Annotated in this window: 31 protein-coding genes; 2 read left to right on the top strand and 29 right to left on the bottom strand. The window is 60.4% G+C overall.

What is annotated here, in order from left to right; genetic code table 11:
• Positions 1-71 precede the first annotated feature (71 nt).
• Complete coding sequence (locus tag AC27VU_RS16025; protein WP_003222274.1) at positions 72-818, bottom strand: tRNA-uridine aminocarboxypropyltransferase; 747 nt, start codon at positions 816-818, stop codon at positions 72-74.
• Between the two features lie 189 nt (positions 819-1,007).
• Here AC27VU_RS16025 and AC27VU_RS16020 point away from each other — a divergent pair, with 189 nt between their 5' ends.
• Positions 1,008-1,430, top strand: coding sequence for a PA3611 family quorum-sensing-regulated virulence factor (locus tag AC27VU_RS16020; RefSeq protein ID WP_488724424.1), 423 nt, complete (start codon positions 1,008-1,010; stop codon positions 1,428-1,430).
• On the opposite strand, the gene AC27VU_RS16015 is transcribed toward AC27VU_RS16020, so the two are convergent.
• On the bottom strand, positions 1,431-1,625 hold the full coding sequence (locus AC27VU_RS16015) for a hypothetical protein (protein ID WP_003222272.1): 195 nt from the start codon (positions 1,623-1,625) through the stop codon (positions 1,431-1,433).
• Between the two features lie 352 nt (positions 1,626-1,977).
• Here AC27VU_RS16015 and AC27VU_RS16010 point away from each other — a divergent pair, with 352 nt between their 5' ends.
• Complete coding sequence (locus tag AC27VU_RS16010; protein ID WP_488724423.1) at positions 1,978-3,096, top strand: LOG family protein; 1,119 nt, start codon at positions 1,978-1,980, stop codon at positions 3,094-3,096.
• Positions 3,097-3,151: 55 nt separating this feature from the next.
• Here the strand turns inward: AC27VU_RS16010 and recX are convergent, their stop codons facing one another.
• The 27 genes from recX to AC27VU_RS15875 form a co-directional block, all read right to left on the bottom strand.
• On the bottom strand, positions 3,152-3,622 hold the full coding sequence (gene recX / locus AC27VU_RS16005; protein ID WP_488724422.1) for a recombination regulator RecX: 471 nt from the start codon (positions 3,620-3,622) through the stop codon (positions 3,152-3,154).
• Positions 3,623-3,630: 8 nt separating this feature from the next.
• Positions 3,631-4,689: a recombinase RecA gene (gene recA / locus AC27VU_RS16000; protein ID WP_003222269.1), complete on the bottom strand. Its 1,059-nt coding sequence runs from the start codon at positions 4,687-4,689 to the stop codon at positions 3,631-3,633.
• An 83-nt stretch (positions 4,690-4,772) separates the two neighbouring features.
• Positions 4,773-5,273, bottom strand: a complete 501-nt coding sequence (locus AC27VU_RS15995; RefSeq protein ID WP_103484542.1) for a CinA family protein — start codon at positions 5,271-5,273, stop codon at positions 4,773-4,775.
• 68 nt (positions 5,274-5,341) lie between these two features.
• Complete coding sequence (locus AC27VU_RS15990; protein ID WP_488724421.1) at positions 5,342-5,860, bottom strand: lysis system i-spanin subunit Rz; 519 nt, start codon at positions 5,858-5,860, stop codon at positions 5,342-5,344.
• Complete coding sequence (locus AC27VU_RS15985; RefSeq protein WP_003222262.1) at positions 5,839-6,405, bottom strand: glycoside hydrolase family 19 protein; 567 nt, start codon at positions 6,403-6,405, stop codon at positions 5,839-5,841. Before AC27VU_RS15985 ends, AC27VU_RS15990 begins: the two co-directional genes overlap by 22 nt.
• 33 nt (positions 6,406-6,438) lie before the next feature.
• Positions 6,439-6,693 (bottom strand): hypothetical protein, encoded by a 255-nt coding sequence (locus AC27VU_RS15980; protein WP_488724420.1) that lies wholly within the window; start codon positions 6,691-6,693, stop codon positions 6,439-6,441.
• Positions 6,693-7,853 carry a hypothetical protein gene (locus tag AC27VU_RS15975; protein ID WP_488724419.1) on the bottom strand — a complete coding sequence of 387 codons (1,161 nt, stop codon included), beginning with the start codon at positions 7,851-7,853 and terminating at the stop codon, positions 6,693-6,695. Before AC27VU_RS15975 ends, AC27VU_RS15980 begins: the two co-directional genes overlap by 1 nt.
• A gap of 9 nt (positions 7,854-7,862) precedes the next feature.
• Positions 7,863-8,294, bottom strand: a complete 432-nt coding sequence (locus AC27VU_RS15970; protein ID WP_003222256.1) for a phage tail assembly chaperone — start codon at positions 8,292-8,294, stop codon at positions 7,863-7,865.
• Between the two features lie 2 nt (positions 8,295-8,296).
• The gene (locus AC27VU_RS15965; protein ID WP_003222254.1) at positions 8,297-9,037 is read right to left on the bottom strand and encodes a gp53-like domain-containing protein; all 741 of its coding nucleotides are present in this window, start codon (positions 9,035-9,037) and stop codon (positions 8,297-8,299) included.
• 36 nt (positions 9,038-9,073) lie between these two features.
• Positions 9,074-9,541, bottom strand: coding sequence for a phage tail assembly chaperone (locus AC27VU_RS15960; protein ID WP_488724418.1), 468 nt, complete (start codon positions 9,539-9,541; stop codon positions 9,074-9,076).
• Positions 9,541-10,464, bottom strand: a complete 924-nt coding sequence (locus tag AC27VU_RS15955) for a glycine-rich domain-containing protein (RefSeq protein WP_488724417.1) — start codon at positions 10,462-10,464, stop codon at positions 9,541-9,543. The genes AC27VU_RS15960 and AC27VU_RS15955 overlap by 1 nt, the downstream gene beginning before the upstream one ends.
• Positions 10,465-10,486: 22 nt before the next feature.
• Positions 10,487-11,053 carry a tail fiber assembly protein gene (locus AC27VU_RS15950; RefSeq protein WP_488724416.1) on the bottom strand — a complete coding sequence of 189 codons (567 nt, stop codon included), beginning with the start codon at positions 11,051-11,053 and terminating at the stop codon, positions 10,487-10,489.
• A gap of 7 nt (positions 11,054-11,060) precedes the next feature.
• A complete protein-coding gene (locus AC27VU_RS15945; RefSeq protein ID WP_488724415.1) occupies positions 11,061-12,158 on the bottom strand; it encodes a phage tail protein in 1,098 nt (365 codons plus the stop codon).
• A gap of 136 nt (positions 12,159-12,294) precedes the next feature.
• Positions 12,295-12,810 (bottom strand): phage tail protein, encoded by a 516-nt coding sequence (locus tag AC27VU_RS15940; RefSeq protein WP_488724414.1) that lies wholly within the window; start codon positions 12,808-12,810, stop codon positions 12,295-12,297.
• The gene (locus AC27VU_RS15935; RefSeq protein ID WP_488724413.1) at positions 12,807-13,958 is read right to left on the bottom strand and encodes a phage tail protein; all 1,152 of its coding nucleotides are present in this window, start codon (positions 13,956-13,958) and stop codon (positions 12,807-12,809) included. The genes AC27VU_RS15940 and AC27VU_RS15935 overlap by 4 nt, the downstream gene beginning before the upstream one ends.
• Positions 13,959-13,972: 14 nt before the next feature.
• Positions 13,973-14,572 carry a YmfQ family protein gene (locus AC27VU_RS15930; protein WP_003222238.1) on the bottom strand — a complete coding sequence of 200 codons (600 nt, stop codon included), beginning with the start codon at positions 14,570-14,572 and terminating at the stop codon, positions 13,973-13,975.
• Complete coding sequence (locus tag AC27VU_RS15925) at positions 14,560-15,606, bottom strand: baseplate J/gp47 family protein (protein ID WP_488724412.1); 1,047 nt, start codon at positions 15,604-15,606, stop codon at positions 14,560-14,562. The genes AC27VU_RS15930 and AC27VU_RS15925 overlap by 13 nt, the downstream gene beginning before the upstream one ends.
• A complete protein-coding gene (locus AC27VU_RS15920; protein ID WP_047601236.1) occupies positions 15,596-15,994 on the bottom strand; it encodes a phage GP46 family protein in 399 nt (132 codons plus the stop codon). The genes AC27VU_RS15925 and AC27VU_RS15920 overlap by 11 nt, the downstream gene beginning before the upstream one ends.
• Positions 15,994-16,503 carry a phage baseplate assembly protein V gene (locus AC27VU_RS15915; RefSeq protein ID WP_338800945.1) on the bottom strand — a complete coding sequence of 170 codons (510 nt, stop codon included), beginning with the start codon at positions 16,501-16,503 and terminating at the stop codon, positions 15,994-15,996. The genes AC27VU_RS15920 and AC27VU_RS15915 overlap by 1 nt, the downstream gene beginning before the upstream one ends.
• 143 nt (positions 16,504-16,646) lie before the next feature.
• A complete protein-coding gene (locus tag AC27VU_RS15910; protein ID WP_003222231.1) occupies positions 16,647-17,690 on the bottom strand; it encodes a phage baseplate assembly protein in 1,044 nt (347 codons plus the stop codon).
• Positions 17,691-17,693: 3 nt separating this feature from the next.
• The gene (locus AC27VU_RS15905) at positions 17,694-18,929 is read right to left on the bottom strand and encodes a DNA circularization protein (protein ID WP_226500515.1); all 1,236 of its coding nucleotides are present in this window, start codon (positions 18,927-18,929) and stop codon (positions 17,694-17,696) included.
• Positions 18,916-20,604 (bottom strand): phage tail tape measure protein, encoded by a 1,689-nt coding sequence (locus AC27VU_RS15900; protein WP_488724411.1) that lies wholly within the window; start codon positions 20,602-20,604, stop codon positions 18,916-18,918. The genes AC27VU_RS15905 and AC27VU_RS15900 overlap by 14 nt, the downstream gene beginning before the upstream one ends.
• Before the next feature lie 130 nt (positions 20,605-20,734).
• Positions 20,735-21,031, bottom strand: coding sequence for a phage tail assembly protein (locus tag AC27VU_RS15895; RefSeq protein WP_003222226.1), 297 nt, complete (start codon positions 21,029-21,031; stop codon positions 20,735-20,737).
• Positions 21,028-21,375, bottom strand: a complete 348-nt coding sequence (locus AC27VU_RS15890; protein WP_007964335.1) for a phage tail tube protein — start codon at positions 21,373-21,375, stop codon at positions 21,028-21,030. Before AC27VU_RS15890 ends, AC27VU_RS15895 begins: the two co-directional genes overlap by 4 nt.
• Before the next feature lie 67 nt (positions 21,376-21,442).
• The gene (locus AC27VU_RS15885) at positions 21,443-22,939 is read right to left on the bottom strand and encodes a phage tail sheath subtilisin-like domain-containing protein (RefSeq protein WP_201135668.1); all 1,497 of its coding nucleotides are present in this window, start codon (positions 22,937-22,939) and stop codon (positions 21,443-21,445) included.
• Positions 22,939-23,118 (bottom strand): DUF2635 domain-containing protein, encoded by a 180-nt coding sequence (locus AC27VU_RS15880; protein ID WP_103484531.1) that lies wholly within the window; start codon positions 23,116-23,118, stop codon positions 22,939-22,941. The genes AC27VU_RS15885 and AC27VU_RS15880 overlap by 1 nt, the downstream gene beginning before the upstream one ends.
• Positions 23,115-23,699 carry a phage tail terminator protein gene (locus tag AC27VU_RS15875; RefSeq protein WP_488724410.1) on the bottom strand — a complete coding sequence of 195 codons (585 nt, stop codon included), beginning with the start codon at positions 23,697-23,699 and terminating at the stop codon, positions 23,115-23,117. The genes AC27VU_RS15880 and AC27VU_RS15875 overlap by 4 nt, the downstream gene beginning before the upstream one ends.
• Between the last annotated feature and the right edge of the window lie 140 nt (positions 23,700-23,839).

Here is a 23,839-nt window from a genome sequence, read left to right as displayed (position 1 = left end):
CGGCGCCAAGCATGCCCAGCGCAGCCGGGGTGGTCAAGCAGCACGGCCGGCGCTCTCTGCAGTATGGGCCACTATCGGGCCAACACCGCTTGCGGCTTTCGTATATAAGGCAACAACTCGGCGTGGGCCGGGGTCGCCTCGTTGACGTCCAACTGCTGTTTGGCCCCCAGATAATGTTGGCTGAACACATCGAAATAAGCGTCAAGGGCAGAAGCGGCATCGCTGTCACCTGCCAGCTCAAGGCACAACGCCGCGACCTCGGCGGTGCACAGGTGCTCACTGCGGGTCGAGCGACGCAGGCGATAACGCGAAAGTTTGTCGGGCAGCAGGCTCAGGATCGGCAAGCGGTCGAAATACGGACTCTTGCGAAAGATCTTGCGCGCCTCGGTCCAGGTCGCATCCAGCAGAATGAACAACGGACGCTTGCTGCTATCGGGCGCGACGGTGTTGGTCACCCGTGACGGCTCGACGTATTCGCCGGGAAACACCAGGTACGGCTGCCATTGCGGGTCATCGAGCAGCGCCAGCATCTGCGGGTCAGGTTCGGTGCGCGACCAGATGAATGCATGGTTGTCGCGCACCACATCGGCGATCAGCCAGCCGGTGTTGCTCGGCTTGAACACTTCCTTGCCGGTCATGATCAGGCATACGCCGGATCGAGTTTCCACCGTCGGACGCCAGGCGCACAGGCAGTGGCTGATGATCACACGACAATCGCGGCAACGCTCGGAACGGAAACCACGGGCCTGGATCGGCTTGATACCTTCATCTTCGCGCTGGTCGCGCAGGCGGGCGACGGCGTTAGGGGCGTGATTCATTGCAGGCAGCGCCCGGAGGCAGGAAAACTCGACACGAACAACACTCGGCAAGGCAATAAAGGCTGGCAGTTTATCAGAGCGACGGGGACAAGCCTGTACCGTCCTGACCGGCTCCCCTATAATTCGCCGCCACTGAACGCACAGCCACGGGGCTGGTCGAACCACCAGTCACTGAATCAGGAGAGTTTCATGCTGCGCCTTATCGTTCCTACCGCGGCCATCGCCATGGCGTTGTCCTTCAGCGCACACGCTGCGTCCCTGAGTGAGCAGAATCTGAACCAAGAGCTACGTCGTGTCGCCCAGGAAAGCAGCGTGGGCACTCCACGGGCGATCAACGAAGACATTCTCGATCAAGGCTACACCGTCGAAGGCACTACGCTGATCAACCACCTGAGTGTGCAGGCCAGCCACGCCGAGAAGATGCGCGCTGACCCAAAAGCCGTGTATTTCCAGCTGGGTGCTTCGGTGTGCAATAACCCGTCGTACCGCAAGCTGATGGCCAAGGGCGCCGTGATGCGCTACGACTTCAGCGAAGTGAAGACCAACCGCGCAATCGGTTCGGCCAGCTATCAAGAGTCGGATTGTCCGAAAGCTGTCCCGGCGAAGAAGTAATCATCGAGAATTGGCGCGCCGTTGTTCATCTTCGGCGCGCAATTCGGCCACCAGAGCCTGTAGATAACGCGAACGGCGTTCCCCGCCTGCCAACCGTCGGCAGCACTCCTCTTCGAGACTCACTTGGTTGGTCTCGGCTGATGCTTTCAACATCCGATACAGCTGCGTATCGATTTCCAGAATCACTCTGGCCATCTATCCCGCCTCCTTGCCACCACGAATCCTTGAAAAGCGCGCACCTTGCATACGCCCGTTGACGCGAAGCTGTCGTGCGGTGCCTGTAGGTTAGTAAATCAGAGCGATTGCTCTACGGTGTACGTTCGGACGAGCGGTGACTGATTACGTGAAGAGGCAATCAGCAGTTGCCAGAAAGGATTCTGCGGGGCAATGATCAAGTCAGCGCAAACCCGTGTGAAGGTCTAGATTCAAAGTGTTCCCGATCACTTGTTCACGGCAGCAAAGGAGCTGCCGATCGTGTGTGTTTTTTGCAGCGCGGCACTGACGCCGCACGTCAGGGCCACCAGCTCTGTGCAGAAGGAGACGTTGAATGCCTTACCAACCGAATGACCTGCTCAGTCGGCATTTTCAGGAACAACTCCCCGACCTCATCAGCAAGGTCGAAGAACAACTCAACCAGATTTCCCCCAACAGTCCGAACCTGCCGATTTACCGCGACATGATCCTGACCGTGCTGCGCATGGCCGAGGAAGATCACAACCGCTGGAACGCCAAGATCACCCTGCAGGCCCTGCGCGAACTGGAGCAGGCGTTCCGGGTTCTCGAGAAGTTCAAGGGACGACGCAAAGTCACGGTGTTCGGTTCGGCACGCACGCCGGTCGAGCATCCGCTGTATGCCATGGCCCGAGAACTCGGCGCGGCTCTGACACGCTCGGACATGATGGTCATCACCGGTGCCGGTGGCGGGATCATGGCCGCCGCGCACGAAGGTGCCGGGCGCGACCACAGTCTCGGGTTCAACATCACTCTGCCCTTCGAGCAACATGCGAACCCGACAGTGGACGGCACAGGCAACTTGCTGCCGTTCCATTTCTTCTTCACCCGCAAACTGTTCTTCGTCAAGGAAGCCGATGCACTGGTGCTGTGCCCTGGCGGGTTCGGCACACTGGACGAGGCACTGGAAGTACTGACACTGATCCAGACCGGCAAAAGTCCATTGGTGCCTGTGGTGCTGCTCGATGTGCCGGGCGGAACGTTCTGGCAAGGCGCACTGGATTTCATTCGCCAGCAGCTCGAAGAGAACCACTACATCCTGCCCACCGACCTGAAACTGATGCGCCTGGTCTACAGCGTCGATGAGGCGGTGCAGCAGATCAACCAGTTCTACAGCAACTTCCACTCCAGCCGCTGGCTCAAGCGTCAGTTCATGATTCGTATGAACCACAAGCTTAGCGATCAGGCCCTGGAACATATGCAAGAAGCTTTCGCTGATCTGTGCCTGAGTGACCAGTTCCATCAACACGCCTACAGCGGCGAGGAACACGACGAAGCGCAGTACAGCCATCTGGTGCGACTGGCCTTCGCGTTCAATGCCCGGAACCATGGCCGACTAAGGGAACTGGTGGACTACATCAACCTCCCGGAAAACTGGGCCCACAGCAAACCGCAGACCACCCAACGTGCACGTGAGCCATCGAAGGTAATCTGAAGGCAAAAAAAAACGGCCCGCTATTTTCATAGCGGGCCGTTTTTGTTCAACCGTTTTAAGCGTCCATCCCTCTACCGCTGAACAAGCGGTTGATCATCTCCATCGAGAAGCCCCGATAGGCGAGGAAGCGGCCCTGTTTGGCGCGCTCCTTGGCATCGATCGGCAAGTGTCCGGAGAACTTGCGTTGCCATGTCTCGCGAAGCTGCTCCTGCCAGTCGATACCGCTTTCACGTAGGGCGAGTTCGATATCGGCGCGTTGCAAACCTCGCTGGCCCAGCTCTTCGCGAATGCGCAAAGGGCCGTAGCCGGAACGGGCACGGTAGGAAACAAAGCTTTCAAGGTAACGGGCTTCGGAAAGCAGCCCCTCTTCCGTCAATCGGTCGAGGGCTGTTTCGATCATTTCCGCCTCAGCGCCGCGCTGACGCAGCTTGCGGGTCAGCTCGACTCGACCATGCTCGCGTCGAGCGAGCAGATCCATGGCGGTTCGCCGCACCGCGACGAGGGTATCGAGTACGGCGGTGGTCATCGCTGTTATCAGATATCAGCGTCGGCCAGATCGTCTTCGGTCTCTTTGACCGCAGAGGCCTTGGAGTCCGCAATCACGGCTGGCGACAGCAGTTTGTCACGCAGCTGCTTCTCGAGCTTGGCAGCGACTTCCGGGTTGTCTGCCAGGAACTTGGCCGAGTTGGCCTTGCCCTGACCGATCTTGGTGCCTTCGTAGGCATACCAGGCGCCGGACTTCTCGACGAAACCGTGCAGCACGCCCAGGTCGATCATCTCACCGTTGAGGTAGATGCCCTTGCCGTAAAGAATCTGGAACTCGGCCTGACGGAACGGCGAAGCCACCTTGTTCTTCACAACCTTGACGCGGGTTTCGCTGCCGACCACTTCGTCGCCTTCCTTCACCGCGCCGGTACGGCGGATGTCGAGACGAACCGAGGCGTAGAACTTCAGCGCGTTACCACCGGTGGTGGTTTCCGGGCTGCCGAACATCACACCGATCTTCATGCGGATCTGGTTGATGAAGATCACCAGACAGTTGGCGTTCTTGATGTTACCGGTGATTTTACGCAGCGCCTGGGACATCAGACGGGCTTGCAGGCCCACGTGCATGTCACCCATTTCACCTTCGATTTCAGCCTTCGGTACCAGTGCCGCCACGGAGTCGACGATGATCACGTCAACCGCGTTGGAACGCACCAGCATGTCGGTGATTTCCAGGGCCTGTTCACCGGTGTCCGGCTGGGAAACCAGCAGGTCGTCGACGTTGACGCCCAGCTTGCCGGCGTACTCAGGGTCGAGGGCGTGTTCGGCGTCGACGAAGGCGCAGGTCGCGCCGGCTTTTTGAGCCTGGGCGATCACGGACAGCGTCAGTGTGGTTTTACCGGAAGATTCAGGACCGTAGATTTCAACAATACGGCCTTTTGGCAGACCGCCGATGCCGAGTGCGATGTCCAGACCCAGAGAGCCGGTGGAGATAGCGGGGATCGCCTGACGGTCCTGATCGCCCATACGCATCACGGCACCCTTGCCGAATTGACGTTCGATCTGACCCAGGGCCGCAGCCAAGGCTTTCTTCTTGTTGTCGTCCATTAAAGTCCTCACGTAATCAATAAGGCCTGACGGCCAACACCTGTATAAGTAGCCAGTATTATTCCACAGCGTTCGCGGATCGCCTACCCCTGATTTTCGATTTCTCGTGCCGCTAGTCGCAGCAGCCCCTCTAGCGCGGCCTTCACCGTTTGTCGGCGCACCTCGTCGCGGTTGCCCGAGAAGTGCTGAACCTCGCTGGAAACCGCATCGCCCACGCCCCAGGCCAGCCACACCGTGCCCACCGGTTTGTTCGGTGTGCCGCCGTCGGGACCCGCGACGCCGCTGACCGCCACGGCAAACCGCGCCAGGCTGTGCTTCTGCGCACCACGCACCATCGATTCGACCACCTCGCGACTGACTGCCCCCACGGTGTCGAACAATTCCGCAGGCACATTCAGTTGTCGGGTTTTCTGCCGGTTGGAGTACGTCACATAACCGGCCTCAAACCATGCCGAGCTCCCGGGAATCCGCGTGATCGCTTCAGCAATCCCGCCACCGGTACACGACTCGGCCGTGGTGACGTGGGCGTTGAGCAACTGCAAACGTCGGCCAAGCTCGGCAGCCAGTTGAGTGATCTCTTTCACGGTGCGCTCCGGATCGGGTGGAATGACTACCACCGTACACGACCCGGTTGCGCTTTCAATACACAGACTCATTCAAAATGTTCAGGCGCCAGCGCTCTGACATAGGCCTGACAGGCTTGCAGAGCAATCAGTCCGCGGTCGCCGGTGTCGGTGATGGCGATAATTCGTTGAGCATGCGCCGGGTCAAGTCGGGCGCGTACGGCTGCATGATCCACGCCGCCGGGGCCGGTGGCGGCTGGCACCCCGCAGCCTTGGGCAGCATCGCCGGCGTCGATGAGGACTGACAGGCGCACATCAGCAGTGGCAAGACGATCGCGCAGGCGATCCTGATCACGTTGGGCATCGCTCATGGCTCGGTAGTGGGTTTGTTCACTGGCTGCGAGCCGTTGCTCCAGCGCCAGACGCTTGTCCTGCTCGGCCTGCTGCGCGGTGGCGGCGGCCGAGGTCAGTTGATTGAGGGTGTCGGCGTGCTGCCGCGCCTGCTCGGCCAGTTGTCGTCCGTAGCGCCAGTCCTGAAACTGCCAGGCCAGCGCGGCGGCCAACGCAGCCAGCAACAAAACGCCGATCAGGCGCCAGGAGATGGACATAACACCGCCCTCGCCCGCGCCCAGATATCGAGGCGATCCTGCAAACCGTTCAACCCGCCGTTGATTCGGCGGGTGATGCTGTTGAACTGATCGCGGTCGGCCAGATCGTTCAAGCCGTTCTGTTCCCAGAACCATGCTGCGGATTCGGCCGCCCATTGCGGTTGCTCCAGCAACTCCGGCAGAGACAGCAGTCGCTCATCGCCGAACAAGCCGAGACTGCACTCACGATAGTTGTTACGCCCGGTGATCTGGATCAGCCCGCGACCACGGTACTTCTGCCCGTCGCCGTCGGCCTCCGGCGTGTTGCCCAGACGTAACGCCAGCGTGCCGGTGTCGTATTTGCTCAGATACTGGTTGTTGCCCAGTTCGCGCACGTATTGCAACTGCCCCGACTCGTGGCCGATTTGCGCGAGAAACGCAGCGATGCGTTTTGGTGTGTCGATATGGCGGCGAGTCATTGCGTTATTAAGTGCAGAAACAAAAACGCCCGCTTGGGAGCGGGCGTTGGGCATGATGGTTTTAAGGTTGTCTTCAGTGATTTGCATGATGCGTAATCCTCCCTGGATGCTCCGATTGAATCATGGTTGACGGACAACGCCCCCCAGCCATTTTTTTGCCAGAGTTGTCAGGGTGTTGTTCGATGCCGCGACTTCGGGGGCTGTGAACACCCAGCCGAGGGTGCCGAAGTTGGCGTTCCAGTCGATTTGCGGTAGCGGAGTAATGTCGGTGATATCGACCCAGATCAGATCCGGGTGGAACATTTCGGCCATGTTGCCGTCAGTCGAGAACAGTTCGACCACGGTGTTGTTGACGATGCGTGCGTAGGTTTTCATCAGGCGTACTCGTAGATGATCACAACGCCACGGGCACCGGTGGCGCCGGGTCTGCCCGGTTGATTCATGGCATTGGCGATGCCGCCCGCGCCGGAACCATAACCCGAGCCGGGTGAAGCCACAGCTCCGGCGGCACTGGTGCCAGCGCCGCCCGCCCCCAAAGGGGAAAGCGCACCATGTCCCGGAAGAATCGAACTGCTGACGCTGATTCCAGGACTGCCCGCAGCTCCTGCGCTGCTGATAATATTTGCGCCAGTGGCCACAGTGCTGGGGAAACCACCGACAAACAAGCCAAAATCAGCGAGTCCAACCACACCGACGTTTGGTGCGCCGCCACCACCTGGTGCGGAGACCAAGGATCCGATTGAACTCGTTCCACCGGGCCCTGCATTACCACCAATTACGCCGCCAGCACCTGCTGCGCCGACTGTGACGATCTGGCTAGTGCCGACACTTGAGGAAGGGATCCAGGCTTCGGCATAACTGCCTGAAGCGCCACCTCCCGAGACGGAGATCTGACTGGCATTCGTCGCGGCAATCCCTGCGCTCCCGCCACCTCCACCGACCATTTTCACCAGCACATTCTTCATCCCCACCGTCGGCACATAAGTGCCAGACGAGGTAAACGTCTTCACTCCCAATAACCGTCCACTCGCCGCACCGCCACCGCTGGCATACACCAGCACCCAACTGTCCAGCGCCGCGCTGTACACCACCGAACACACACTGCCGCCGACAATCTCGGCAGGTCGCAACGCACTCAGCGCCAGGCTCACCAGCGGCTTGGGCAGCAACCCGTTCGGCGCAAACGTACTCGCCCCGGTGTTGGCGTTGCCAGCGGTAAAGCGCAGCGCCAGACCGTCCTTCAACGTAGCGATGGCGGGCACGTAATTGGCCATGTACAGATTGGCCGCCCCAATGTCCGCAGCATGCTTGTCTTCACCGGCCTGACTGATTTTTTTCAGCGCCTGCAACAGTTGCGTGGTATCGGTTTCGCTGGGTTCAAGACCTGCAGATTTGACGACATTCAACAGTTCATCGGTGACGCTGTTGCCCCAGGTTGCCGGGATCAGCGATCCGGGCAGGCCGGCGACGGCGTCTTCATTGACGAACTTGCCGTTCACCAGCCCTACGCTGGGAACGCTTTTTGGATAATCCATTTTGATTCCTCAGCCGTTTGCCCGCAGCAAGCCTTCCAGCCAGTCTGGCTCGATCGGACGCGAACGGGCATCCGGGAAGTCTGGATGATTGGGCCAGTCGCGCAGCGCCTGCCGATAGGCCAGCAGTTGTTTGAACTCCTCGGTACGCAGGGTTGTGCCCTCGCCCATTTCCAGTTCTTCGGCATCGCGAAGAACCAGCCACTGGGTACGATCCAATACCTTGTCTCGCCAGGTCCGTTCCATGACATCGGGGGTTTGTTCTGCCAGTAGCACCCGTTCAGGGCGCCCGCTGACGGTCAGGGAAAGAACGGTTCCCTTTGGAGCGTTCGAGACCAGCGCGCAATACTCGCCCTCGCTCAATTCGAACGCGTCCGCGGGGATATTGGCGCCATGCAGATCGGCGTGATAAAAGCCGGAAGTTTTCGGAGAAAAGTAATACATGCTCAATACCCTATTCCGATGACCCGAGCGGAAATGGAGCCTGACGGCCATTCAGGACAACGAACATTGATGCCTGCCTGGCGACTCACGGTCGCGTTGTTGTTCCAGATCAGCTGTGTTCCGGGTGACGTGCCCTCATGGGTCGCGACGGCAAGAAATAGTGCATTTGGAAAGACCAGCGGCCATAGATTCAGATCGCCGTAACCATTGTTGCCCGCCTGGCTCGCGCCTCCAGTGATCCACTGGATAATCACCCCGCCCATCCAAGAGGGGAATACGATATAACCGGATGCTCCCAGTCTCACCATGAACCCGAGCCTGAGTTTTTTAGGGGTCACGACAGAGGTATCACTGACACCGGCGTTGACCTCTGCCTGAGAAGCAAGCTTTGCAATCCCCATCAGCGACTCTGTCGCCTGTTGCATCTTTTTCGCTATGGATTGAAACACTCGTAGCGGCGTCATCAACCGCGTATTGCTGGCGCCCGCCTCTGCTTCTTCCTGACTGGCCAGACTGTCGCTTTGTTTCTTCGAGATCAGCGTATCGATTGCCGCTTTGAGCTGAGTGTTATCACTTTCATCGGCGGCTGCGCCCGCACTTTTGATGACTTCAAGAATCTCTTGAGTTACGCCGTTTCCCCAGCTCGCCGGAATCAATGAACCCGGGGTTCCGGTGAGAGGGTTTTCATCTACAAACCTGCCGTTCACCAAACCTGCGCTGGGAATGTTTTTTGGGTAATCCATCACTCTTCTCCCTGTTTGAAAACATAAAACATGGCCTCAGACATGTACGCCCCCCAGCCATTCCGGCACTGACGGACGGAAAGCAAATGCCGGGAAATGACTTGAATCAGGCCAGTCGCGCAGCGCCTGGCGGTACTCCAGCAATTCCAGATACTGCGCCGCCTTGAGCGTCGTCCCGCGCCCCAGTTCCTGCTCGTCACGATGTCGCGTCACCCACCATTCGGTGGCCGACAGACTGGACTGGCGCCAAAGCCGCGCTGCCGCCAGAGGCTCTTGCTCATCGGGGACTGATTCAGGGGTAATGACCGGACTGCTCGTTACAGGCAACGGCGCAATCTCCTGGCGCAGTTCGCCGATGGGCGCGCCGATTTCGATCTGCATACCCTCCGGCACCTGCACCATTGTCTCAACGAAAGCGGGGGCAAACAGTTGGGTGATCGCGTAGTCGCCGGTGTCGATCAGTTCGACCGCGACACCATTTTCCACTCGTGCATAACGGGCCATTATTCGTACTCCCAGATTTCACAGAAGGCGTTGCCACCAGCGCCGCTGATGATTGAAGCCGACGCGCTGACCGAGCACGAACCGCTGCCGCCCGAACCACGGATACCTGCGTTACCAGCTGTGTTGGACCCGGTAAAAGATGCCCCGCCGTCGAACGGACTCGGAGCCCCGCAACCTGAGAGCAGCCCCCAATTGGCGTTACTCATCCCGAATCCCCCCGTGATGCCGCGGGCGCTGCACAAGTTGCCGCCTGTTACCGTCCCGCCGACCCCGCCCTGAATGAATCCGGACGATGTAGCCGAAGTCACGATCGCCAGTTTTTGCCCACCGCCGCCTCCCGAAACGCTCATGTAGGCGCCAAAAGAAGCACCACCACCCGCCAGACCGGTGGTGTTGCTGACTGCACCGCCCGCGCCCAACGAGACCGGTACGCCAGCCAGCATTTGGGCGGTAACGTCATACAGGCTTTCCGCGTAAGCACCGGAACCACCACCGCCACCAAGCATCTGGCTACCTGCCGGCACAGGCTCACACCCACCACCCGAACCACCCGCCCCCACCAACCGCACGCGAATCCGCTTGGCCCTGGGGTTGGGCTTGTAAACCGTGATCCCGACCGTCTCGATCTGCCGAACTGCCAACAACCGCCCCACCGCATCGGTGATGCCGTAACCGGCCAATGTGGTCGGGAGGTTTTTCAGTTTGGTGAAGTCGACCAACGCACCGATGGCCGTTGCCAATTGGTCGGTTCTGGCTTCATCAGGCGTCAGCCCGGCAGCCTTGATCGCGTTGAGAATTTCCTGCGTGACGCTGTTGCCCCACGCGGCCGGAATCAACGATCCCGGTGAACCGGCGATCGGGTTTTCGTCGACAAAGCCGCCGTTGACCAGACCAACGCCGGGAATACTTTTTGGATAATCCATTGCACTGCTCCCTGTGCTGAAATCAGTTGGCTACGACTGCGCCGGGAGCGACCGGCCAGGTAATTTCGTCGGGGAAACCGGCCTGCTTTTCGATGCGGTTCAGCTCGACGCTGTAGAGCTTCCATTCGATCAGCAGCAGTTGTTCGTCGTGGTTGGCATCGCCGATGTCTTCAGCGTATTGCAGCGGGGCGATGCGCAGGACGGCATCGCGCAGCAACACATCTCTTTGAGCAAGAACGACGCGTTTGCAATCCGCCAACTGCGCGACGTCATCGACTTGCCACGCATTGGCCACCCAGGCATGGAAGCCGCCCGGCCATGGCAACGTGGTGAAGCCTTCCGGCAACTCGCCCAATGCCGTCCAGGTTTGCCTCATGCCGGTGTCAGTGCGGTAAACATCGCCGCGATAGTCCGCTTGCTGTTGCAGAGAACCATTGACATAAGCCCAGGCATAACCGCTTGGGGCCGGGGAAAGTTCGATGCTCAGCGTCACGGCGTTACTCGGCAGTTGCAGACCGATCCCCGGCACTAGTGGAAACTCGACAGGGCCGGTTAATGCACCGCTATCGTCTATCAGATAATTGAACATGTGCACCTCAGATCAGTTTGATACGCGCGGGATAGGCAATATTTCGCGGACGGGTTTCAGCCGAAAAATTGCCGATGTTGCCGATGTAAGTGTCCGAGTCGAATGCAGGGTTGGGGTACGTTGTTGCCACGGTCGTTGTCGTCGGTGAAAAGTTGACATTGGTGCCGACATCCCAGACACCGTCTGGAATCGCCGGGGCCGGTTTGAAAGAAGCCCCTGTTCCCGTCGGCAGATAATGGTTGTGACTCTGCAACGCATGCATTTGCAGGCTGCCGGACACGCGACCGGGATCAACGTTTCTGGTTTCACTGAGCACTCGCAGAAACTCGCCGCGAATCTCGGGAATCCGGAAATTCGAGGCACCATCGCCACTGGTCCATCCGCCTTCCCGGCCAGTTCTGGCCGCTTCGGTCGTCAATGCGCCGGACGCCTGAGCAAAATCCCACAACCAAGGCCATTCGGCGCGCTTGAACAGATCACCGCTGGGAAAGCCATAGCCACCTGGATTGAGCGACAGAGTGGTTTCAAAAAACGGCCGCCCCAAAGCGCTGTTATCAAAGCGACCGATCGGCCACCAACTCCCCGCCCCGTCACTGCGCAGATGCCACCAGTCCCCGTTGCCCATCAGCACCAGAAAGGGGTAACCGCCAGGCGAGAGGTGTGTGTGAAAACGAACCTTGTCAGCGTCGGAGGTCTGCACAACGAGTCGATTGCCGCTGTTGTCCATCCGCCGGACAATGACGTCGCGAATACCCAAGGCCGAGTCGGCCGATGGCAATGTCACCGTCATCGGCGCGGAGCTGCCGTCGATCAAAACGAGTCCCAACTCAGCTTCAGTCAGCGATCTGGATGTCGCCAGACGAGTGACCACCGAACGCATCGGACTCGCTCTGCCGATGATCGACTGAATCGCCTTGTACAACTGACCGGTATCGGCTTCAGAAGCCACCAACCCGCCGCCGTTAATCACACTCAGGATCTCCTGAGTCACGCTGTTGCCCCACACCGCCGGAATCAACGAACCCGGGGTTCCTGCCACCGGGTTTTCATCGACAAACCGGCCATCGACCAGGCCAACGCTGGGGACGCTTTTTGGATAATCCATAGGTTTTTCGTTCCTCTGAAATACAAATGAACCGCGTCGCGGCTATCGCTGATGCGAGCCAGTGGCGGTCTGTTTTCTGAAAATAAAAAGCCCACATCGAAGTGGGCTTGGGTGATGCAGAACGAAAGCGTTGCGACTAGAGATTCTGGCTGCTGACCAGTTCGCGAATCGCCGCCAACGCGTCATCGCCAGCACGGCGCGCCAGATCGAGATTGCCTTTGGCCGCATGCGCGCGGATCTGGTTTTTGGCCTTCAGGCGCAAGGTGCGCAGGGTCAGCAGATGGTCAGTGAGTTGGTCGGCCTTGCTCAGGATCTGATCGGCGGCCTGTTTGGCAGTACGACCTTTAACCACCCACGCAGCAACCGACAGTGGCACCTCTTTTTTCGGGTAACCAGCGTCCTGATAGGCCTGGGCGTCGGCGGCTGCCTGGGCGTACTCCATGGCTTTGAGCGGGTCGCCGGCCAATAGGGTACGAGCACTGTCGGCCGCCGCGTCGACCTTGGAACATAACTGCTCGGCTTCCTGAATCTCCAGCTCGGCGACTCTGGACGCATTCAGCTGCCATTTTTCTCCATCCCAATCATGGGCACCGGACGGCTGGGCCGGACGCAAGCCTTCCTCGAACTGATGCAGTTCTTGAATGATGATCATCGGATCAACTCCCAGGACAAATGCACATTGATGGCTGAGGCAAAGTTGATCGCAATACCGTTGGCGTAATCGGCTTGAGAAAAACTCTTGATTCCCATACCAAATAACAACTCATCACTTGAGGCATTCCCCGAGCCGAGGGTGTGTTCGCATTGAAAGACCTGCCAAAGCGAACGCAACTCTGCATGGTCGAAACTGGCCGATAGTGTGGAAACCGTCGTGTCGTTGACAACGTTACTCGTGAAGATTCCTACCGAAGCACCGACGGTGCTCCAGCCATCCCAGTTGCTGGAAGTAGTAACTGTCGGATTTAGGTAAGAATAGTTTCCCCCCAGCCATCCTCCCGGGGCAAAGGCCACCGTGGTAATACCGGTCGGATGTGGGGTCGGGTTACCCACCACCAACCGTGCCGCTCGGGCATGCGGATCAAGTGGCAGGTAAACCACGCCATTGCCATTGACGGTCTGCGTCCACGACAATCGGTTACGGTTGTAGATCGCCCTGACAATGGGTATCGACCCAGGCCCCGCCGTAACGACCCAGGCCAGACAGATGTCCAGCGGCGTAGACTGGAAACCACCGCCCGCCGCACCATTGACCGTCCCTTTCAAACCGTCAGGCGTAGCGTCGTAGATCGTGCCGCGCTGCATGTAAAAGGTCAGCGCACCACTGATCACCTGCGCCCGGAGGAAGTAGCCGGTACTTGGCAGCAAATCGGGACTGCTCCACAACTGTGTAGTGAACGTACGCGAGCGTCCCAACTGCCCCGCTATCACTTCTTGGCCGAGGCTGATCAGCACGCCAGCCGGAATCGACACCCTCCCGCCACTGGTGGCAACAGCCGCTGGCGTGATCGGCAGTCGCCCGTCTGCCGTAGCAACGGTAGCGGTTGGCAACGACCCGATCGGCAACGCCGAATCCAGATTCCAGCCCTTGGCCGAAACGCTCTGAATTGCCTGCAACAACTGATCGTATTTCTTCTCGTCCGGAGTCAGATCCCCGGCCTTGATCACGTTGAGAATTTCCTGCGTCACCCCGTTGCCCCAGTCCGCCGGGATCAATGATCCCGGCGTCCCGGTCAGCGGGTTTTCATCGACAAACTTCCCATTCACCAAACCGGCACTGGGCACACTCTTCGGATAATCCATCCCGTCATTCCTCCCTAGTCATAATTGATGTGCACCTTGGTATGCGCCGGGGCACTGCGGTGGATCAGACACTCCAGTGCTGAGCCCGGGTTGACGCCGAAGCGCTCGCCCCAGTAGCTCGCGCCGTAGCGCCGACCGAGCAGCAGGCGGCCGCCGGTGTTGAGCGTCCACATGAATTGCGCCTCCCAGGTGCCCCAGTGTGCCGCGCCGAAACGCGCGCGGCCCATGCGGGGGGCTTCGTGCTCGGTGATGCTGGCGTTGGGGTAGCCCTGGCTTTTGGCGATGTCGAGGTAATAACCGACGGCCTGACTGCCGACCGCGAGCAAGCGGCGGCGTACGGCGAGGCGGCGGTCGTCGAACAGCGGCGTGGCGCCCAGGCACGGGTCGGGCAGTTCCATCACCCGTTCCCAGTCCGGCACCAGTTCGCTGACGCCCGCCGGGTCCATCTCGTTGAGCAGGTCGGCGGCGCGGGCGTCGAGGCGTGCCAGTTCGACGGCGACGCCTTGCAGCACCTCCTCGAGTTCCGGTACGCGTTCCGGGTCCCACGCCGGGCCGCTGGGCAGCAACGCGCGCAGTTGCGCCTGATATTGCGCGGCGGTTCTTATGCCCCCCATACGCAACCTCCGAAGGTCAGCAGTTCGCTTTGCCCCGCAGGCACGTCAGCGGCCGGCGCGGTCAGCGTGTGATCGTACTCACCGCCGGCGCTGCTGATGGCTTCGCGGATATGGCTGATCAGCAGCGGCACACCCAGATCGGCCTCGCGGTTATGCAGGTCGCGCAACTGCGCTTCAACGGCGGCGCGCACGGCGGTGGTGTCTGGATTGACGCTCTTGAAGCGATACACCACCGGCACCTGAATCGGTCGCTGCACATGCACTTCTGCTGTCACCGGACGCAGCGGTTCGATGTACTCCTGGACCTCCGCCAGTTGCTCATCGTTGGGCACCGGTTGCGGGTCTTCGTCACGCATGATGAACACCGTCACCGTGCCTGGCCCGAGCAGGCCGCCACGGCACCAGGCCCGCGTCACACCCGGCACTTCCAGCGCCCAGGTCTCGTAGTCGCTGGCCGCACCGCCGTGGGGGATCACACGATAGGAACGGATCACCCGCGAGCGCAACGACTCCAGACTTTCTCGCGCCACGCCGCCGCTGAGGCCGGGCGCGAGCACCACGAAGCTGTTGCCGACCACGCCGGCGATCGGTTGCACCGGGGTCAGTGCCAGGCCGGCGTCGGCATTGCCCAGGCTGCCGGCGTCGAGCGCGGCGATGGTGGTGCTGTTGCTGCCATTGGCGGTGGTGCGTGAAGCGGTGACTTTATAGGTACGACCATCGCTCGCTTGCAGCAGCGTGTCGACGTCAAGCACGGCGCCTGCGGTCGCGGTGAAGCTGACGCTGCCGGTCGCCACTTGCGCCGGTTTGCGCGGCTGGTTCAGGCGCAGCGCGGCGATGCGTTCCAGGGTCGACTCGTCGGCCTTGTCCGGCAGGATCTGCTCGGCAATCCAGTCGAGATAACCGTACAGACCATAAGCCGCGCCACCCAAGGTGCGGGCCAGCACTTGCGCATCGGACTGGCGCAGCGAATCGCCGGCCAGGTCGCTTTGGGTGCGCTTGATCAGCACCGGCAGCGAAGGGGTTTCAAACGGCATAGATCACCTGCCAACTGTTATCGGGGTTGATGTCCAGACGTTCGCCATCGGCCAGGGTCAGAACCGTGCGCAGGTTCAGGCGCTGGGCGTCGAGGCGTTCGCTGATGATGTCGATGGCGCTGCAGTGGCCGTCGTCGATCAGCCATTGCAGGGCTTCGCGGGCATAGAACTCGGCGTCCATCTGGGTCTGTCGGGTCAGCTTGACTCGACGCAACAGCCACAGCCGCGAGCCGATGCGGTCGTCGGCGACGGTGGGAAAACTGTCGCCCCACCAGCCGAAGCGCTCTTCGTCGTCGAGTGCGTCGTCATCGGCGGCGCGGCGCCAGGTGAACAGACTGATGAGCACGGCGCGGGTCAGTGCGGCGTGGAGGTTCTGGCTGATGAACATCATTTGCCTCCTGCCGGCGCACCGGTCTGGCCGCTGCCGGCCTGCACGCCGACGTGCACGTGTTTGATCTGGCTGATGCCACCGGCGAGCTGATCGCCGGTGGAGACGATCTTGCCGGTCTGGTTGATCACCGGCGTGTCGAAGTTCACCGCGCTGCTGGCGCGGATGTTCAGGGTGGCGGTCTCGATGTCGATGATCCGCCCGCGCTTGAAGTGAATTTTGTCGCCCTCGTCGGTGTAGATCGCGACTTCGCCCGAGGCCAGCGCCTGCAGGCGATAACGGCGGTCGGCGACCACCAGGGCGATGGCATGAGAACGGTCACCGCCGAGAAAAGTGACGATGCCTTCGGCGCCGGCCAGCGGGTTGCTGGTGAAACCGTAGGGTTCGAAGTGCTCCATGTCGTCGTTTACCTCGCCGGCGGTGAGGCGCATTTGCAGCGATTGCAGCTTGGATGCCGAGTTGGCGAGCACGACAGTGCCGCGCGCCAGCAGGCGTGTCAGTAGGCTCATGAATTGTCCTCAGGGAGCAGACCCGACACGGACAACATGTGGGAGCGGGCTTGCTCGCGAAAGCGGTGGGTCAGTCAATGGGATGTTGGAGCTGCTGACGCTTTCGCGAGCAAGCCCGCTCCCACAGGGGTTCGGTGTCAGGCTCAGGTTTTTTTCGGAGGCGTGGGATCAGGATCGAAGGTATGCGGCGGCGCCACTTGCAGCGTGGTCACCGAGCCCTGCGCCGACAGTGAATACGTGACTTTGGAAATCAACATGTCGCCGTCGAAACCGAGCACCGGATCCGTGACCTTGACCAGCGTGTTGTGGCGCCACAGGTCGCCATTGGTCTGGCGCCAGCCCTGTACCTGATAGGTCGTGGTCTGGGCCCGGCCCATGCGGGTGGCGCTTTCCCATTGGGCGCGCTGCTGGGCCAGCTCGAACGTGAGTGCGGTACCCTCGTTGATGATCGTGGTGCGGCGGCGCTTGAAGCTGAGATCAGCCGCGCTGGATTGAACCTCGCTGACGGCCGCCCCGCTCTTCTTGTCCGAGCCTTTCTGCTGACCGATCACCCGGTATTCGGAAAACACCTGGCTCTGATCCATCGGCGCGTTCGCCGACAGAATGTTCTTGCCCAACTCCAGCGCGTCACTGGCCCGACCACCGCTGCCGGGCTTGGCCAGCACCAGCCGGCCCTGCTCGTCATCGGTGGAAAACACCCGAAACAGCGAGAGCAATCGGTCGATCGACTGGAACACTGTTTCGCCCGGCACGATGGTGTGTTTGGCGAGCCGCGCGGTCTCGGGAATTTCGTTGACCACGTACAGCGAGTATTCCGCCGCCAGAGCCTGGACGATGCTCAGCAGCGGTTGCTCTTGCCATTGGTTCGGGCGGTTGGTGGCTGCGCAATCGACCAGATCCTGAGTCTTGGAGCTGCCCTCGATACTCAGGCTGATCTGGCGTCCGTCGTAACTGATCGGTGCCTTGAACACGTAGCCGGTGAGCACCAGATCCTGGCCGATTTTCACTTCACAAGGGTCACCCGGTTTGATCCGTTGATCCACCGTCTGCCCCGGCCACTGCCAGGTGATATCGAGTTTGAAGGTGCGGAACTGGCGCTCCAGATCAGCGGTGATTTCCACGCTTTTCCAGCCGCCGTATTCCATGTTGTTAACGGTCAGCGTGACATGGTTATCCATCTCGCTCATGGCTCACTCCCTGGACACTTTCACGTCGTTGGGTGAAAAGCCCGGATGGTTCATCGCGTTGCTCTGCGTCACTTGAGTCACCCGTGTGGCATCGGCAAATTGCTTGTAGGCCACAACCAGCGCCGGCAGGCTTTCCTGGAACGATTTGGTGACCTGTCGCACACCGGATGACGCCACGGCCTTGAGATGCGCCATCAGCGCTTCCTTCACATCGTTGATTGCCTGGTGATGTTTGGGATCGGCCTTATCCAGCATCGGGTCAATTGCCACCCCGACCGCCTTCTGCAGCGCTTTCATTTCGTCGGTCACCGGCACTTCCTGACGGGTCACCGGTTGATCCGCCTGATGCGCCACCGAAGCGGTCGACGTCAGTTTGACCGGAGGGGTCGCTACCGGCATCGACGCCACCCATTGCGCCACTTTCACCAGCATGGTGTCCTGCACCAGATCAGCCATGGCTTGCGCTGCAGCATTGGTGTCCTTGCCGGTGGTGATCTTCGGCGCATCCAACTTGCGGATGGCTTCGAGTTGTTGGGACACGTCGGCAATCACGCCACGGTAGCCCTCCTTCGCGAACGCCTTCAGTTCCTTGATATCGCCGAGCAAGCCCTTGAACTCCGCCGCCACTTCCTTGGGCAATTCCTTCACGGCTTTGACCAGTTCAGTGATCTGCTTGTACTGCTCGATCAGCGGTTTGAGCTGCTCTTTGATCACCTCATAGACGCCGGTCAGGCTGTTACGCAGATTGGCGATGCCGATCCGCGCAGCCTTGATCAACGTCATCGCCTGTTCGAAGCGCGCCACTGCCGAACCCAGCAGCGTGTCGGCCTTGGCCAACAGGACTTTTTGCGTACTGACCGTGGCGGTCGGAAACGGCAGCGGCCGATCGGGATAGAACTTCAGGCTGAACGTCACCAACCCGCCGTCCTGGCGGGTGTGGGTCATGTCGCATTCGCCGACCTTGACTTGCAGGCGTCCCAGCCAAGGGTGCACCAGCTCGCCGCTGCCGGCCTCGAGTGCCTTGAGCAACTTGTCGCGCTGCTCCAGGCAATCGGCGCCGATGATGAACGCCGTGATGTCGTGGGTCTTGGCCTGCTGGCCGAGATCCTCGAAATACGGCAGGTCGCGTTGCGGATACTCGTGCAACTGACCTTTGCGACCGACCGGGGTTTTCGCCTGATCGATCCAGAACCCGACACCGCGAAACGATGCCGGCAACAAACGGTCACGCCAGTTCATTGGAACCTCCTGCCGACAGCGAGCGATAGCCGATGCGCGAAGACAGCGCCAGCCCCGGTTGATTGGTTTGTGGTTGATCGGTACGCAGCCCGGCCGGCGCATTTTCGAAGCGCACGGTCAGGCCGCCTTCGAGTTGCGTACGGTTATTGGCGGCGCTTTGCTGGATCAGGGTGTTGGAGGTTTGCGACAGTGAGCCGCCCTGCAGAGCAGGTTTATCCTGCGCGATGTCGGAGCCCGACAATGCATTCGACGCTGGCTCGCTGTTGCCGCCAAAGAACGCCGGCGCCAGCTCACCCTTACCTTCGGCATTGGTTTTTTTCTGAGCTTCGGACAGGCCTTCGATCTTGCCAGTGATTTTGGTGACGAACCCACCAAAACTGCCACCGAGCATTTCCCTGATCGGCGCCATGTACGACTCGATCTTGTCCGCAAACTCTCGGATGCGATCGGTCAGCGGCGACCACTTCAAGTCAAACATTTCCAGCGGTGACCCCATGAACGGCAGACCGAAAATCGCGCCCAGCGCCATCATCACCGCACGAATGGACTCCGCTTTTTCGGCAAAGAACGCAGGCACCTGGCCCCAGAGTTCGTTGATCTTGTCCATGGGAACGTAGTCGTTGAAGACACTGCGCAACGTCTCCTTGAGCGGCACGACCAGCGCTGCCAGCAAGTCCCAAATGGCCGCGAACAATCCGGTGACAGGTCCCCAGTTATTTACTATCAAACCCAGCGGAGTCCAGCCAAAGCCCTCCTTGAGGGCGGCGAAGGTCGAGGTCACGTTTTCCTTGATGCGCCCGAAAATTGCCGCAAATATCGGGCTGATTGTTCCCCAGTTATTGAGGATCATGCCTTGAGGAGTCCACGCGAACATCGACTTGTAGAACTCGATCACAGGCACCGCCACGGCCTTTAGACCTTGCCAGAATGCCCTGAAGAACTCGGTGACCGGGCCCCAATTGCTGATCAGCATCCCCAAAGGCGTGTAACTGAACATTGTCTTGAAAAACTCGGCCATCGGCATGACCACCGGAGCAATCTCCTGCCAGAGCCCGATAAAAAACGTCGAGACCGGTTTCCAGTAAGCCACGATCAAACCGGCGGCCAAGGCAATGCCCGTGGCAATCAGCATGATCGGATTGGCCTTCATCACCATGCTCATCACGTCGAACACCTGGGTCGCACCGGCCACGGCGGTTTGCATCGCCGAAAACGCGATCGCCCCCGCCGCCAGACCTTGCACCAGTTCCGGGTTGTCATCGAGCAAACTGCCGAAACCGGTCAGCATCGGCTCAAGCCCAACGACCACAGCACCGACCGCCGGCACCAATGCGGCATTCACCGCATTGGAAACCTTCTCCATCGACGCACTGAACACGTTCATGTTCTGCGCAGCGACTTTCGGTGCGGCGGGCAGGTCGACGGTTTTCGCCGTCTCGCTGACTTCAGTCAATTTGCCCTGAAACGCCGCCGCCGACTTGATCCCGTCCACGAACGGCGTGATCACGCTGCCGCCCTTGAACAGACCACTGATATCGAGCTTGCCAAGTCCGGTCTGTTCGAGATTTTTCTTGAAGCTCTCGACCTTTACTCGCAGGGCGCCGAGTTTGGGCGACAGTTCATCGATGCCCGTGATCAGCACCGGTGTTTGCACTTTCTTTTCTTCGTCTGCCATCACTGCACCTGCTGCATCGCATTGATCCGTTGCGCGTGCTCCAGCGATTCGCGGAGCACATCCAGTGGCCTGGCCATCATCTGTTCGGGGTCAACCTTCCAGAACCAGGCCAGGTCATAGGCGACTGCGATCAGGTCGGTGATGGCTCCGACGCCGCACTCATGAAAAAACTCGCAACGGCCCAGCTCAGCGCGTTGAGGTCAGCCAGATCGAGCTGGTTGACCGACGACGGCGGGATGCCGGCGCACACGGCGATGTATTTGGCCGCCACGTCCATGTCGAGGCTGACTTCTTCGCTCTTGTCGATCTTGTACGGCAGCGCCTTGATCGCTCGCACTTCCTGCACCGTCGGACGGCGCAGGACGAGTTCGGTCAGGGGCTCGCCGTGAGCTTCGATCGCAACCTGAAGCTTCACGGCGCCGCTCATTGCCAGGTCCCCTTGATGCCTTCGAATTTCAGTTCGATGGTGGCGTCATCACCCTTGGAAACCGGTTCTTCGACCAGATAGGCACCGGCCAGCACGTAGACCTTGCCGTTGCTGAATTCGCAGGTGACGGTGATGTCGGTGCCTTCGATCAGCTTCTTCAGCGGAAAGTCGGCGGTGTGCAGCGCGGTCACTTTGAACGACGGCGCAACGTCGGTTTCCTTGTAGAAACCCGGTACGACGGTTTCGCGTTTGACGGCCATCAGCGGGGCTTCGCAGCCGCCATTGATAGTCAGTTGTGCACCGTCGACTTTGACGTAGCAGGTGCCTGCAATCACTTGACCCATGGTGTTACTCCCTTCATATAAAAAAGCCCACCGAGGTGGGCTGAATGCTTACGGCCAAACGCGGCGATCAGGCCGCGTCGTCGTATTGCAGACGGAATTGGTTGAGCAGTGCGAACACGCGCAGACCGTTGATGTAATCCGGCGGGAACAGCACGTTCACGCGGCTCGGGTCCTGCACGTCGCGCTCGACGATCAGGTGCTCGGCGAACAGCTCGGCGTTCTCCACGTGGCCTTCCAGTTCCAGCTTGGCGTACTGCGCAATCAGCTCGCCGCGAATGGTCGCTGGCGTCACGATTGGCTGACCGGCGCCGAAACGGGTGCCATCGGAGGCCAGTTTGTGGCGCCCGTATTTGCTGGTGATCACGCTTTGCAGACGACGCACGATGAACGCCGACTGGTGCATGGTTTCGCTGTCCAGGTAGGAGTTGTCGGCCTGACCGTAAGCGTTCTTCTGGTAGGTGGTGATCGAACGCTGGATGCGCACGTAACCGCCTTCGTAGTACGCAGTGGCGATGCCGTAGTTGAGCAGCGACTGACGCTCGGTCAGGGTGAAACGTTCGCTGGCCGGTGCAGGGTCGACGCCCGGCAGGCTGCCGCTTTGGGTCGGACGGCTGGCATCGGCGGAGATGAACACCGCGGTGCGCGCAGCCAGTGCGGCAGCTTGTACCCAGAACGGTTGCGGTACGCCCGGCTCCAGCGCCTGAATGGTCATGTGCTGGTCGTTGCGGCCCTGGCCTGCGGCGACCAGAGTGCCAACGGTGCCACGCTTGGCGCTGTAGACGTGACCGAACAGTTGCTTGGCCCACGACCAGCGACCGGTGCTGTCATCCATCACCGCTTGCCAGGTGTTGAGGGTCGACAGATCCGACCACGGCAGTGCGATGAACTCGAACGGCTCGTCGCCCAGTGCAGCCACAGCTGCGACCTGGTCAGGCACACCGGCACCACCGGTCATGGCGGTGATCGCGGTGGTCAGGCCGGCCGGGGTTTCTTCGCCGTTGCTCTTGCCCAGGCGATTGAACTGCAGGCTGATGTCGTTACCGCTGTCGCCGGTCCACTTGGCGCTCAGGGTCACTACACCTTCGGCAGCGGCAGCGCTGACCGGCAGATCGGCCGTGGCGTTGATTTTCTGTGCTAGTGCGGTGGCTGCCTGAGCAGCGGTGGCACCGTTGACCACGGTGGCCTGCACCCGCACACCAGCGACGTACAGGTTGAGCACGCCAGCCTGGGTCGCGGTGCCGGTCAGAGTCAGCACGCCTTTGGCGATCGCGCCTTCAGCGTTGTGCAGCGGCAGGCACCAGATCTCGCCGATCGGGTCGGCCTTGCGGAAGGTCTCGTACATCGAGGCGAGCATCGAGCCCTGACCACCGATGCTTTTTGCCAGCGCGACGCTGGAGACCAGCACCAGTTTGCCGACTTCGCTCGGGGCAATATTGTCGTTGACCTGAGCGACGATCAAACGGCGCATGGTCGAAGTCGCGCTATTGGCGGCCGAGTTGTCCATTTCGGCATAGAACAGCGGTACACGAATGTCCGCGGGGATGTTGCTGAATCCGATCGCCATTATTTGGCTCCCTGTGCTTTGACTTTTACGGTTTTGATTGTGATATCGCCGTCGGCCAGACGTCGGCGCCACCAGGCGCTGTCCAGCACTTCACGGCCTTCGAGGGGCAGCAGATCGCCCGCTTCCGGGTCAGGCACGGCACGGCCAGCGGCCGGCAGTACGGTGATGCGATTGCTCATGGGGTTACGTCTCCAGAGAAAGTCAGTTCCACGCGCCCGTCAGGGCCCGGGTGTTTCAGATTGGGGTCGGCCGGATCGATCGCATCGACCCGCACGGTGACCCCGGTAAAGGACGACAAACCGTCCAGTTCACGTTCGTGCCAACTCTCCGCAGGCTGACTCGGCAGATTGCGGCCGAGCTGGAACTCGGCAAAAAAGCGCAGCCGATAGAAGGCCCGGCTGCTGTTGATCGAGACCATCTCGCCGCCGTCATAAACGATGGCGCTGTAGTCGTTGCCAGGCTTGAACCCCACCAGTGCGCGCCACAGTTCGGCACGCAGGTCGTGCAACAGATCCAGCGCTTTTGTAGCGTCGGTTGCGTCAAGCGCGAGGACGATTTCGAAGCGGTCGCGGATCGGTTGGGCGGTGAGGTTTTGCGCGGTGCTGGTGCTGGCCAGATCGGCCAGCACCAGCACGTGGGCCGAGGGTGTCGGCAGATCCGCGTTGCCTTGCAGCAACGCCAGATCGACGCCCACCGCAATGTGATTGGCAAGGCTTGGGCATTGCCCACGCAGTTGCGTGAGGATCGGGGTGATCTTCATGGTGGTGTTCCAGAGTTGAAATGAGTTGCAGAAAACACCGCGAATCCACTGTAGGAGTGAGCCTGCTCGCGATGGCGGTGCCACATTCACAATCAATGTGCCTGACACACCGCTATCGCGAGCAGGCTCACTCCTACAGG

The sequence above is a fragment of the Pseudomonas sp. 14P5.3.2 genome (assembly GCF_057799175.1).
The sequence above is the reverse complement of the archived record's forward strand: the minus strand, read 5'-3'. Positions and strand labels throughout refer to the sequence as shown.

Excerpts from the sequence above, each read along its gene's own strand:
- AC27VU_RS16025 (WP_003222274.1), bottom strand. The coding sequence starts at position 818 with ATGAATCACGCCCCTAACGCCGTCGCCCGCCTGCGCGACCAGCGCGAA.
- AC27VU_RS16020 (WP_488724424.1), top strand. The coding sequence starts at position 1,008 with ATGCTGCGCCTTATCGTTCCTACCGCGGCCATCGCCATGGCGTTGTCC.
- AC27VU_RS16015 (WP_003222272.1), bottom strand. The coding sequence starts at position 1,625 with ATGGCCAGAGTGATTCTGGAAATCGATACGCAGCTGTATCGGATGTTG.
- AC27VU_RS16010 (WP_488724423.1), top strand. The coding sequence starts at position 1,978 with ATGCCTTACCAACCGAATGACCTGCTCAGTCGGCATTTTCAGGAACAA.
- recX (WP_488724422.1), bottom strand. The coding sequence starts at position 3,622 with ATGACCACCGCCGTACTCGATACCCTCGTCGCGGTGCGGCGAACCGCC.
- recA (WP_003222269.1), bottom strand. The coding sequence starts at position 4,689 with ATGGACGACAACAAGAAGAAAGCCTTGGCTGCGGCCCTGGGTCAGATC.
- AC27VU_RS15990 (WP_488724421.1), bottom strand. The coding sequence starts at position 5,860 with ATGTCCATCTCCTGGCGCCTGATCGGCGTTTTGTTGCTGGCTGCGTTG.
- AC27VU_RS15985 (WP_003222262.1), bottom strand. The coding sequence starts at position 6,405 with ATGCAAATCACTGAAGACAACCTTAAAACCATCATGCCCAACGCCCGC.
- AC27VU_RS15980 (WP_488724420.1), bottom strand. The coding sequence starts at position 6,693 with ATGAAAACCTACGCACGCATCGTCAACAACACCGTGGTCGAACTGTTC.
- AC27VU_RS15975 (WP_488724419.1), bottom strand. The coding sequence starts at position 7,853 with ATGGATTATCCAAAAAGCGTTCCCAGCGTAGGGCTGGTGAACGGCAAG.
- AC27VU_RS15970 (WP_003222256.1), bottom strand. The coding sequence starts at position 8,294 with ATGTATTACTTTTCTCCGAAAACTTCCGGCTTTTATCACGCCGATCTG.
- AC27VU_RS15965 (WP_003222254.1), bottom strand. The coding sequence starts at position 9,037 with ATGGATTACCCAAAAAACATTCCCAGCGCAGGTTTGGTGAACGGCAGG.
- AC27VU_RS15960 (WP_488724418.1), bottom strand. The coding sequence starts at position 9,541 with ATGGCCCGTTATGCACGAGTGGAAAATGGTGTCGCGGTCGAACTGATC.
- AC27VU_RS15955 (WP_488724417.1), bottom strand. The coding sequence starts at position 10,464 with ATGGATTATCCAAAAAGTATTCCCGGCGTTGGTCTGGTCAACGGCGGC.
- AC27VU_RS15950 (WP_488724416.1), bottom strand. The coding sequence starts at position 11,053 with ATGTTCAATTATCTGATAGACGATAGCGGTGCATTAACCGGCCCTGTC.
- AC27VU_RS15945 (WP_488724415.1), bottom strand. The coding sequence starts at position 12,158 with ATGGATTATCCAAAAAGCGTCCCCAGCGTTGGCCTGGTCGATGGCCGG.
- AC27VU_RS15940 (WP_488724414.1), bottom strand. The coding sequence starts at position 12,810 with ATGATCATCATTCAAGAACTGCATCAGTTCGAGGAAGGCTTGCGTCCG.
- AC27VU_RS15935 (WP_488724413.1), bottom strand. The coding sequence starts at position 13,958 with ATGGATTATCCGAAGAGTGTGCCCAGTGCCGGTTTGGTGAATGGGAAG.
- AC27VU_RS15930 (WP_003222238.1), bottom strand. The coding sequence starts at position 14,572 with ATGGGGGGCATAAGAACCGCCGCGCAATATCAGGCGCAACTGCGCGCG.
- AC27VU_RS15925 (WP_488724412.1), bottom strand. The coding sequence starts at position 15,606 with ATGCCGTTTGAAACCCCTTCGCTGCCGGTGCTGATCAAGCGCACCCAA.
- AC27VU_RS15920 (WP_047601236.1), bottom strand. The coding sequence starts at position 15,994 with ATGTTCATCAGCCAGAACCTCCACGCCGCACTGACCCGCGCCGTGCTC.
- AC27VU_RS15915 (WP_338800945.1), bottom strand. The coding sequence starts at position 16,503 with ATGAGCCTACTGACACGCCTGCTGGCGCGCGGCACTGTCGTGCTCGCC.
- AC27VU_RS15910 (WP_003222231.1), bottom strand. The coding sequence starts at position 17,690 with ATGAGCGAGATGGATAACCATGTCACGCTGACCGTTAACAACATGGAA.
- AC27VU_RS15905 (WP_226500515.1), bottom strand. The coding sequence starts at position 18,929 with ATGAACTGGCGTGACCGTTTGTTGCCGGCATCGTTTCGCGGTGTCGGG.
- AC27VU_RS15900 (WP_488724411.1), bottom strand. The coding sequence starts at position 20,604 with ATGGCAGACGAAGAAAAGAAAGTGCAAACACCGGTGCTGATCACGGGC.
- AC27VU_RS15895 (WP_003222226.1), bottom strand. The coding sequence starts at position 21,031 with ATGAGCGGCGCCGTGAAGCTTCAGGTTGCGATCGAAGCTCACGGCGAG.
- AC27VU_RS15890 (WP_007964335.1), bottom strand. The coding sequence starts at position 21,375 with ATGGGTCAAGTGATTGCAGGCACCTGCTACGTCAAAGTCGACGGTGCA.
- AC27VU_RS15885 (WP_201135668.1), bottom strand. The coding sequence starts at position 22,939 with ATGGCGATCGGATTCAGCAACATCCCCGCGGACATTCGTGTACCGCTG.
- AC27VU_RS15880 (WP_103484531.1), bottom strand. The coding sequence starts at position 23,118 with ATGAGCAATCGCATCACCGTACTGCCGGCCGCTGGCCGTGCCGTGCCT.
- AC27VU_RS15875 (WP_488724410.1), bottom strand. The coding sequence starts at position 23,699 with ATGAAGATCACCCCGATCCTCACGCAACTGCGTGGGCAATGCCCAAGC.